The sequence below is a fragment of the Daejeonella sp. genome (assembly GCF_049655485.1).
Taxonomy (GTDB): Bacteria; Bacteroidota; Bacteroidia; order Sphingobacteriales; family Sphingobacteriaceae; genus Daejeonella.
Window position 1 is genome coordinate 1 of record NZ_JBASJU010000239.1, and the last position, 8,685, is coordinate 8,685.

Annotated in this window: 9 protein-coding genes; 5 read left to right on the forward strand and 4 right to left on the reverse strand. The window is 39.1% G+C overall.

Translation table 11 applies throughout. The annotated features are described in order from the left end of the window. Nucleotides 1–37 precede the first annotated feature (37 nt). Nucleotides 38–841 carry an FkbM family methyltransferase gene (locus WBJ10_RS09890; protein WP_424289805.1) on the forward strand — a complete coding sequence of 268 codons (804 nt, stop codon included), beginning with the start codon at nt 38–40 and terminating at the stop codon, nt 839–841. A 15-nt stretch (nt 842–856) separates the two neighbouring features. Here the strand turns inward: WBJ10_RS09890 and WBJ10_RS09895 are convergent, their stop codons facing one another. The 3 genes from WBJ10_RS09895 to WBJ10_RS09905 are packed head-to-tail and all read right to left on the reverse strand — an operon-like array spanning nt 857 to nt 4,404. Further along, entirely contained in the window at nt 857–1,660 is an 804-nt protein-coding gene (locus WBJ10_RS09895; protein WP_424289807.1) for a glycosyltransferase family 2 protein, read from the reverse strand. Continuing rightward, complete coding sequence (locus WBJ10_RS09900) at nt 1,657–2,568, reverse strand: glycosyltransferase family 2 protein (RefSeq protein WP_424289809.1); 912 nt, start codon at nt 2,566–2,568, stop codon at nt 1,657–1,659. The genes WBJ10_RS09895 and WBJ10_RS09900 overlap by 4 nt, the downstream gene beginning before the upstream one ends. Next, nucleotides 2,569–4,404 (reverse strand): ABC transporter ATP-binding protein, encoded by a 1,836-nt coding sequence (locus WBJ10_RS09905; protein ID WP_424289811.1) that lies wholly within the window; start codon nt 4,402–4,404, stop codon nt 2,569–2,571. Nucleotides 4,405–4,575: 171 nt separating this feature from the next. Here WBJ10_RS09905 and meaB point away from each other — a divergent pair, with 171 nt between their 5' ends. Further along, on the forward strand, nt 4,576–5,463 hold the full coding sequence (meaB, locus tag WBJ10_RS09910) for a methylmalonyl Co-A mutase-associated GTPase MeaB (RefSeq protein WP_424289814.1): 888 nt from the start codon (nt 4,576–4,578) through the stop codon (nt 5,461–5,463). Here the strand turns inward: meaB and WBJ10_RS09915 are convergent. Continuing rightward, a complete protein-coding gene (locus WBJ10_RS09915) occupies nt 5,460–6,755 on the reverse strand; it encodes an aminopeptidase P family protein (RefSeq protein ID WP_424289816.1) in 1,296 nt (431 codons plus the stop codon). The genes meaB and WBJ10_RS09915 overlap by 4 nt on opposite strands. A 161-nt stretch (nt 6,756–6,916) precedes the next feature. On the opposite strand from WBJ10_RS09915, the gene WBJ10_RS09920 reads away from it, so the two are divergent. From WBJ10_RS09920 to WBJ10_RS09930, 3 genes are all read left to right on the forward strand, one after another. Then, on the forward strand, nt 6,917–8,302 hold the full coding sequence (locus WBJ10_RS09920) for an OmpA family protein (protein WP_424289818.1): 1,386 nt from the start codon (nt 6,917–6,919) through the stop codon (nt 8,300–8,302). A 79-nt stretch (nt 8,303–8,381) separates the two neighbouring features. Next, a complete protein-coding gene (locus WBJ10_RS09925; protein WP_424289820.1) occupies nt 8,382–8,525 on the forward strand; it encodes a DUF6728 family protein in 144 nt (47 codons plus the stop codon). Nucleotides 8,526–8,549: 24 nt separating this feature from the next. After that, on the forward strand, nt 8,550–8,685 hold a 136-nt coding region (locus tag WBJ10_RS09930; RefSeq protein ID WP_424289822.1), incomplete at its 3' end, for a Rid family hydrolase.

Below are 8,685 nucleotides of genomic sequence, written 5' to 3' on the forward strand. Positions count from 1 at the left end.
AAATTAAGGGATTCAGTGCGGATTCATCAACTTTTGTATGTACGGTATAGGTAGAAAGTTTAAAAGACATTTTGGTGCACCAAGTTTCTCCAGGCAGACTAGAGAACTTGGACGAATCAGGAATTACCCCAAAGGAAAATCCGGATATACCAACATTCTTAATAAGCCTTTTAAATTTCATGAGGGTAAAAGCTTTGCCTCCACCTTCACTGAGATCTTCCAAAGCAAGATCTATCAGTTTAATCCATCGGAAACAAGCCGAGTAATTCTGGATTGCGGTGCCAACATGGGTTTAAGTGTTGTGTTTTTTGCTCTTAACTACCCTCACCATACCATCATTGCATTTGAGCCAGATCCTGAAATTTTTGAAATACTAAAAGAGAACGTTGAAAGTTTTGGGCTTAAAAATGTAGTTCTTCATCAAAAGGCTGTATGGGTCAAACACGAGACTTTAAAGTTTTATACCGACGGTGGAATGGGCGGTCGTATTGATCAGGAATATGCCGAGCAGAAGCCCAGGGAGATTGAGGCCGTTCCTCTATTGGATTACCTAAATCCGGATGTGGATTTTTTGAAAATCGACATAGAAGGTGCGGAAGACAAAGTGCTCAAATATTGCGGAGAAAATTTGCGAAATGCAAATAACATTTTCTTTGAATATCATAATGACGTTAAGGCAAAACAAACCCTGCACGAGCTGCTTGCCCTGGTAGAAGAACTTGGATTTCACTACTATATTAAAGAATCTTATACGCGAAAAAGCCCTTTTGTTGATACTGAACTCATCTGTGAATCGTTTGATATGGCTATAAATGTGTTTTGTTATAAAAATGACCACTAGGATTATTCTGAGGCGCTATTTGCTTAAAGAATGAGAATCTAAGCCTTTTTCACATCTCACCTTCCGCATATTTAACGTTTCAGACAAGATTAATTCATTATGACTTTCCTTGCTTCTTGAAGCTTCAGGGTGAAATAAGTGGTAGCAGATTCCCCCAAACTTTAAAAACAAGCGGTTGACCCCGTAATTGATAAGCCTTATAGCAATTTCACTATCCTCTTTACCCCAGCCGGAAATATCTTCATTATATCCATTGACAGCAAACAAGTCTTTTCGCCAAAATGCCATATTGCAGCCTTTTACATAATAGGGCTTATTTTTCTTATAAATTGAGGATAACAGTTTAGATAATAATGGGATTCGGACACCATTTAATCTGTTGTTACCCATTACTAACAGACTGCGATCAGATGGCAATGTCTTTCCCTGAAGGAGTTTCCTGCTGAAATCTTCGGGCAACAATAAGCGACTGCCCGATACAAATTTGCCCTTCTTCGCTAATCTTAGATGATCTTTAATAAAATCATAATGTAGTATGAGATCGCCGTCTATTTGGATAATATAATCAAATTCGGCTGCGGCTATGGCTTTATTCCTGATAGCTGCTAATTGAAACCCTTCGTCAGGATGCCAGACGTGTTTTATGGGGATTTTGGATTTAGATTGGAATTCTTTAATAAGATTCCCTGTCTCACTTCCCGAACCATCGTCGGCTATGATAATTTCTTCAGGTAAGCTGGTCTGTTCAAATACACTCAACAGGCAAAGATATAAAGCTTCAGGCCAGTTATAAGTTGAAATGATTAGTGATGACTTCATTTACCCAGGGCTTTTTTTCTCAAGAAGTTTACCTTTTTTAAGCTGGATTTTTTATACCAGGGATAAATCTCGTCGCTATTTTTCAACATAAAATAAAAGCAATCTAAGTAAGATATAAAGCTGGTGTTTGCCTCATCAGTCTTTTTTATAAACTTTTTTATAAAAAGACTATCCGGAAGCTTTAGGAAAGATGCATGCATAAATGCTTCAATCTGCTTTCTTTTTAAAGCTGCCCAGATCAATTTTTTGTCGTTCAGACTATCTAATTTTTGACAAACAGAAAGGGAATGAATTCTGTATTCTGTTAATACCTGATCCAAATATTTTACTCTGCCCACACATGCCGCAGTAAAGCCCAGCCACCAATCATAAAAAAACACATCCTCTGGAAAAGGCAGAGCGTATTTCAATAATTCTCTTTTAAATAATGCAGTGTGTCCTGTTATAAAATTATCGTCTAGAAAACTTTTATATCCGGGGTTATCAACATGATGAATTTTAGTGTCGAGTTTCCCAGAAATAGGATTGCCACTTTCATCAATCAGACTTGAATTGCTATAGATCAAAATATAATCTTCTATATTCTCTACTAACTGTTGAACTTTATTGGGTAACCAGATATCGTCCTGATCAGATATTGCAATTAATTCACCACGACTTAGCCCAAAGCCTTGTTCGAAATTTTTATTAAATCCCAGATTGACTTCATTTTGGATCAGCCGAATACGCGGCTCATGTTCCAGATAACCTTTAATAATACTGACACTCGAATCTGTTGAGCAATCATCTAGTATTAAAAGCTCAATATCAGAGTAGGTTTGAGATAAAATGGAATCTATCTGCTGACGGAGATAAGGCTCCCCATTGTAAACACACATCACGATAGAGACCATTGGATTCGTTTTCATTTAATGATTGAACGTCTGCATGCTTATCAATCGTTTATACAGACCATTTTGAAGGAGTAATTCCTGATGGTTTCCAATTTCAATTATTTTACCCTTTTCCAACACGATAATCTGGTCCGCGTTTTTAATAGTACTCAAACGGTGTGCTATAATTATCGATGTGCGGTTTTTCATGAGGTTATTCAAAGCGTCCTGTACTAATTTTTCCGATTCAGCATCAAGCGCCGAAGTGGCTTCATCCAGCAATAAAATTGGCGGATTCGCAATTACAGCCCTTGCAATACATATTCTTTGCTTTTGCCCGCCGGAAAGTTTCATTCCCCTGTCGCCTATGTTGGTCTGATACCCATCTACGGTGTTTAGAATGAACTCATGAGCATTAGCAATCTTAGCTGCATCTATCACATCTTGTTCTGAAACGTTTCTGCCAAAGGAAATGTTATTAAAAATGGTATCGTTGAAAAGAATCGATTCCTGGTTAACGATGCCCATTAATGATCGAACATCTCCCATCTTTATATCTTTTATATCCACACCGTCTACTAATATCTGCCCGGATTTAGGATCCATAAAACGAGGCAGCAAGTCGAGGAGAGTAGATTTACCGCCTCCCGATGGTCCAACCAAAGCAACAGTCTGCCCTTTGGAAATCCGGAAACTCACATTATCCAATATGGGTTTGGTTTCATAGGCAAATGAAACATTACTCACTTCTATCATCCCATCAAAAGAATGTTTTGAAACCGATTCCGGTTTGTCGGTTATAGGTTCCGGTGCATCGAGTAACTCAAAAACCCGCTCGCCTGCAGAGATACCCTGTGAAATATTTCCGAAAGCTTCGGAGATACCTTTGGCAGGGGGAATGATCTGTGAGAATATAATGATATAGACAATGAACTCTGCACCACCCAGATCCGAACCTTCCTCAAGAATAAGTGTACCGCCATAAAATAGAAGGGCAGCCACAGTGATAACACCCAGCATTTCCGAAACCGGTGAAGCAAGTAATACCCGCCTTGCAAGCCTTCGGTGTATCTTGCTGGTCCACATATTTACAGCATTGAACTTCTCCTGCATGTAAATTTCAGCATTAAATGACTTAATGACTTTAACACCATTTAAGCCCTCATCAATACTTGAAACTAAGGTACCTAATGATTCCTGTGCCGCAGTGGCATGTTTTTTTAGCCGCTTGACAATGGTACTTATCAGCAAACCTGAGATGGGAATGAGTATCAGCGCAAAAACCGTCAGTTCAGATGATATAGTGAACAGTACAGCAAAATTCATGATAATCGCTATCGGCTCACGCAAAATGACCTGCATGGAACGGATGATAGAATCTTGTATAGTAACCACATCCGACATGAATCTTGATATCAGGTCGCCCTTACGCTGGCTGCTGAAATATTGAAGATCGATGTCTGTTAACTTTTTGAAAATACTGCTTCGGATTCGGGTAACAATCAGCAACCGGAAGTTCTCAATTACTCTGGCCGATAAGTATTTGAATAGATTGCTCAGAATTACAGAAACGACAATAGTTATACAAACCATTTTTAAAGCGCCAAGCTTGCCGGAGCTGTCTATTATGCTTTGAAAATTAAAGTAGAATAGATCCCTGAAATATTTCGGGCTAAATTCAAAGGCGGGGGCTATTGCAGGAGATTTAATTGAAACCTGCTCGCTTTCGTTGAATAAAAGTTCGAACACCGGGATAAGCAGGGTAAAGTTGAGTAGACCAAAAATGATCCCCAGTATGGAAGTAAAGAAAAAAGGAATGGCGAATTTCTGGATTGGAGAAGCGAAAGAGAAAAGCCGGAAAAAGATCTTCATTAAAAAGGTTTATAGGGCAAAGTTACTGATTTGGGCGGAGTATCATATATATAAGGAGTTATCGGATTATTCGTAGATTCACCCCTGATGCCGGTAGCTGGCATTTCATTCTTGTCGGACAAGTCGATTGAACAAATGTTCAGGCAAATTAATGATTAATAGAATTATTTAATGATATCGGTTGCTCAACTCCTCACTCAGGTAAAATCAGGTAATTTCCGTGATCTCGCCCGGACGCTTACTATAATAGAAAACGAACTGGAGGGTGCTTCGGAATTTTTGAAAACACTTAACACTTCCGGCACTCCTATAATAGGAATTACAGGCCCTCCCGGAGCAGGGAAAAGTACCCTGGTTAATGCGATGATTAATCATTGGTCATCGGAAGGGAAGCTAATAGCAGTTTTAGCGGTTGATCCGACATCTCCCTTTAATCTTGGTTCCTTGCTCGGCGATCGGATTAGAATGTCAGAGCAGTTTACAAAAAAGAATGTATTTATAAGATCGATCGCTACCCGGGGATCTTTGGGAGGCCTTTCAGGTAAAGCAATCGAGATGACCGATGTTTTGCAATCTGTGGGTTTTGACTATATCCTTGTGGAAACGGTAGGTGTCGGACAATCGGAAGTGGAAATTGCAGGATTGGCAGATATAAGTATTGTGGTACTTGTTCCCGAATCCGGAGACGAGATTCAAAATATCAAATCTGGTCTGATGGAGATTGCCGATATCTTTGTCGTAAACAAGTCCGACCGTGAAGGTGCCGACACCTTTGTCAATAATTTGAAGAATCTGGTTCATCAGAAATCTGAAATAATCCCCATTATTAAAACTTCAGCGCATCGTAATGAAGGGACAAATGAGCTTATCGCAGCGATTGAGAACCATCGTTTACAAGTAAACACCCGCAGATCTTTTCTATTAGCAGAAAAAGCGTGGAAGCTCATCCAACAAGGGCGAATGAAAGATGTCGACAAGAATCAATTGAAGATCGATATCAGTTCGGAGTCCGGGAAATCAGGTTTTAATCTCTATAGCTTCGTTGAATCACGAATCTAACTTTTCGAATTCATCAGCTCTTCGATCTCCTCCGCCTCTATTGGAATGTCGTCCATCAAATCGATGTTTCCATTTTCTGTTAGCAGGATATCATTTTCCAGGCGGATACCAAGTCCTTCGTTTTGTATATAGATTCCTGGCTCACAGGTTAGAATATTCCCTTCTTCGAAAGGTCGGTACCGGCTGGCGAAATCATGTACATCGAGGCCTAAATGATGTGACGTGCCGTGCATGAAGTATTTTTTATATAAAGGCATCGAGGCATCCTGTTTTTTTACATCGTGTTTGTCTAACAAACCCAGTCCGATTAACTCTGCAGTTACATACTTCCCGACCTCATTATGATATTCATTCCAGATGGTCCCTGCAGTTAGCATGGTTTTTGCCTCTTTCATAATTCGTAGTACAGAATTATAGACATCTTTCTGGCGTTTAGTGAATTTGCCGTTAACTGGTATTGATCTGCTCAAATCGGCATTATAATTCGCATATTCCGCTCCGAAATCAAAAAGTATCATCTCTCCATCTTTACAAACCTGATTGTTATCTGTATAATGAAGAATGTTAGCATTTTTTCCAGATGCTATGATCGGAGTATAAGCATGCCCTGTTGCCCGCTGCCTTGTAAATTCATGTATAATCTCCGCTTCGATCTCGTATTCGGCTACCCCTGGCTTAACAAAGTTTAAGACCCTTAAAAATGCATCTCTGGTTATAGAACAGGCTTTTTTAATTAATTCGATCTCGATGTTCGATTTTACAGGCCTGAGATCACGTAGTAAAGGCGCCGCCCGTTCATATTGATGAAGGGGATAAAGTTTCTTGATTTCTTCAATAAAACGAATGTCTCTGTAAGGCACCTCATGTGCATATCTGTCATTCTCATTGGTATTGAGGTAAATTTTGTCAGCATAATTGATGATTGATGGCAATATCTTCCATAAATCCTCCAACCAGAAAATATTTTCAATTCCGGAAGTATTTTTTGCATCCTTTACAGAGAGCTTGTGTCCTTCCCAAATAGCGATAAGATCACTGGTCTGTCTTAAAAACAGTACTTCTCTGTACAACGGATTAGGACACTCTGGAAAAAGGACCAGCACAGACTGCTCCTGATCAACCCCACTAAGGTAAAAAAGGTCTGGGTTCTGTTTAAACACATAATTTTGATCACCACTGCGTGGGAACTCATCATGGGAATTAAACAGTGCCAATGAGTTAGCTGGCAGTTTTTTAGTAAAATTTCGACGGTTTAGTTTAAAAAGAGAATTATCTATTGAAGGATATTTCATTAATTAGGACATTTAAAAAACAGAGATACAGCCTTTAAAGAAAACAAATGTTGTTGAAAAATACTTGGAACAGTATTTGTTAATTTGCACATGTCAAACTTATGACTATTTTTGTGTAAATTACATTAATAAAAAATTGTTAACCTTTAAAAAAACAAAGTATGAATTATTCTACAATTAAGAAAGCCGTTGTGTTTTCGTTAGTAGCGGTGTTAGGCCTTGCAGAGGCTTCTAACGCACAAGATGCTGCTTCGAGCTCGGCGAGTTCTTCTGCCAAAGTGTTTGGTGGTCGAGGACAGTACAGAACATGGAACTTAGGGATCAACGCAGGCGTATTGACTCCACAGGTTGCTTTTGGTGTTAATGATTTCAATAAAGTAAATGGAAATCTAGGCTACGGATTATCTCTTCGTAAGCAATTAGGCCACGCGTTTGGCGTTGAACTTGCCGGACACAGAGGTGAGTTAGAAGCGGAAAACGATCCTGCAAAATCATTTGTTCCAGCTGGTTCTTACACTGCATTCGAAACTGATCTTGCTTATGCAGTATCTCTTGCAGGTGTTGTTAATGTTGCTACAGTAGATTTCCTTAAGAGAGAAAACAACGTTAATTTCATTGTAAAAGCAGGTTGGGGTATCGCTGGTTATGCTCCAAGAGTTCCTTTTGACTGGAAAGGCAAAGCTGGTGATAACAGAGATGAGAAGTATGTTCAGGAGTCGTTTTTCCCGGTTGGTACTGGTGTAAAATTTAAAGTGTCTGAGCGTGTTAATTTCGATTTAGCTTATACAATGAACTTCCTTGATGGAGATAATCTTGACGGAATTTATGGAAAAAGACCTTCATCTGATAAGTGGTCATATACTTCAGCTGGAATAGAATTCTCTTTAGGTTCTTCAGCTAAACCAAACCTTGATTGGGTTAATCCAGTTGCTTTGATGTATGATGAATTGAAAGATCCAACATTACGCCAGGAAGTTGAAGCTTTAAAAGGACGTGTTAGCGCTCTTGAAGCTCAAGATCTGTTAAAAGATTCAGATGGTGACGGTGTTGCTGATAAATTAGACAAATGTCCGGGAACTGAAGCTGGTGTTAAAGTTGATGGTTCAGGTTGTCCATTAGATGTTGACGCTGACGGTATTCCAGATTCTAAAGATGCTTGTCCTACTGTTAAAGGTACAGCTGAATACAATGGATGTCCAGGTCCGGATGCAGGTATGGTTAGTGGTTCTGCTATCCAGTTTGAATTCGATTCTTCAGTATTAAGAACTGACGCTTACCCATTGTTAGATAAATTATCATCTGACCTTAGAGCTAATTCTTCATCAAGTGTTCAATTAGATGGTCACGCATCTTCAGAAGGTACAACTGAGTACAACATGACTTTGTCTAGAGATAGAGCAAATTCTGTTAAGACTTACCTTGTAAACTCTGGTGTTGCTGCTAGCAGAATTTCAACTTCAGCATTTGGTGAAAGCCGTCCTGTTGCTTCTAATGCAACTGAAGCAGGTCGTATGCAAAACCGTCGTGTTGAGTTCAGAATGCAATAAACAATATTGTATATAAGCATATTGTAAAGAGTCCCGTTCCGTTTTTCGGAACGGGATTTTTTTTTATAATTTTGTGAGCATGTATTTTTTTAGAAAGCAGGATTCCAATCGGCCAAACAATTTCAATTTAAAAGCGATGCATTTCATTAATGCACTAGCAATCACTATGTTCCTTGGCGGGATATTATACAAGTTAATAGACTGGTTTTTCCTCTCTAAATAGATCTTCCTAATTTCAATCTATCAAATGAAATCAATAATTCACACAAAGAATGCACCGGCACCAATAGGGCCCTATAGTCAGGCTGTACGCGCTGGCAATATGTTATATGTTTCAGGCCAGATTGCCATTGACCCGGAAACTGATAACCTGATAAACGGGA

Coding starts and splice junctions, on each gene's coding strand:
- WBJ10_RS09895 (WP_424289807.1), bottom strand. CDS start 1,660: ATGAAGTCATCACTAATCATTTCAACTTATAACTGGCCTGAAGCTTTA.
- WBJ10_RS09915 (WP_424289816.1), bottom strand. CDS start 6,755: ATGAAATATCCTTCAATAGATAATTCTCTTTTTAAACTAAACCGTCGA.
- WBJ10_RS09905 (WP_424289811.1), bottom strand. CDS start 4,404: ATGAAGATCTTTTTCCGGCTTTTCTCTTTCGCTTCTCCAATCCAGAAA.
- WBJ10_RS09890 (WP_424289805.1), top strand. CDS start 38: ATGTACGGTATAGGTAGAAAGTTTAAAAGACATTTTGGTGCACCAAGT.
- WBJ10_RS09900 (WP_424289809.1), bottom strand. CDS start 2,568: ATGAAAACGAATCCAATGGTCTCTATCGTGATGTGTGTTTACAATGGG.
- WBJ10_RS09920 (WP_424289818.1), top strand. CDS start 6,917: ATGAATTATTCTACAATTAAGAAAGCCGTTGTGTTTTCGTTAGTAGCG.
- meaB (WP_424289814.1), top strand. CDS start 4,576: ATGATATCGGTTGCTCAACTCCTCACTCAGGTAAAATCAGGTAATTTC.
- WBJ10_RS09925 (WP_424289820.1), top strand. CDS start 8,382: ATGTATTTTTTTAGAAAGCAGGATTCCAATCGGCCAAACAATTTCAAT.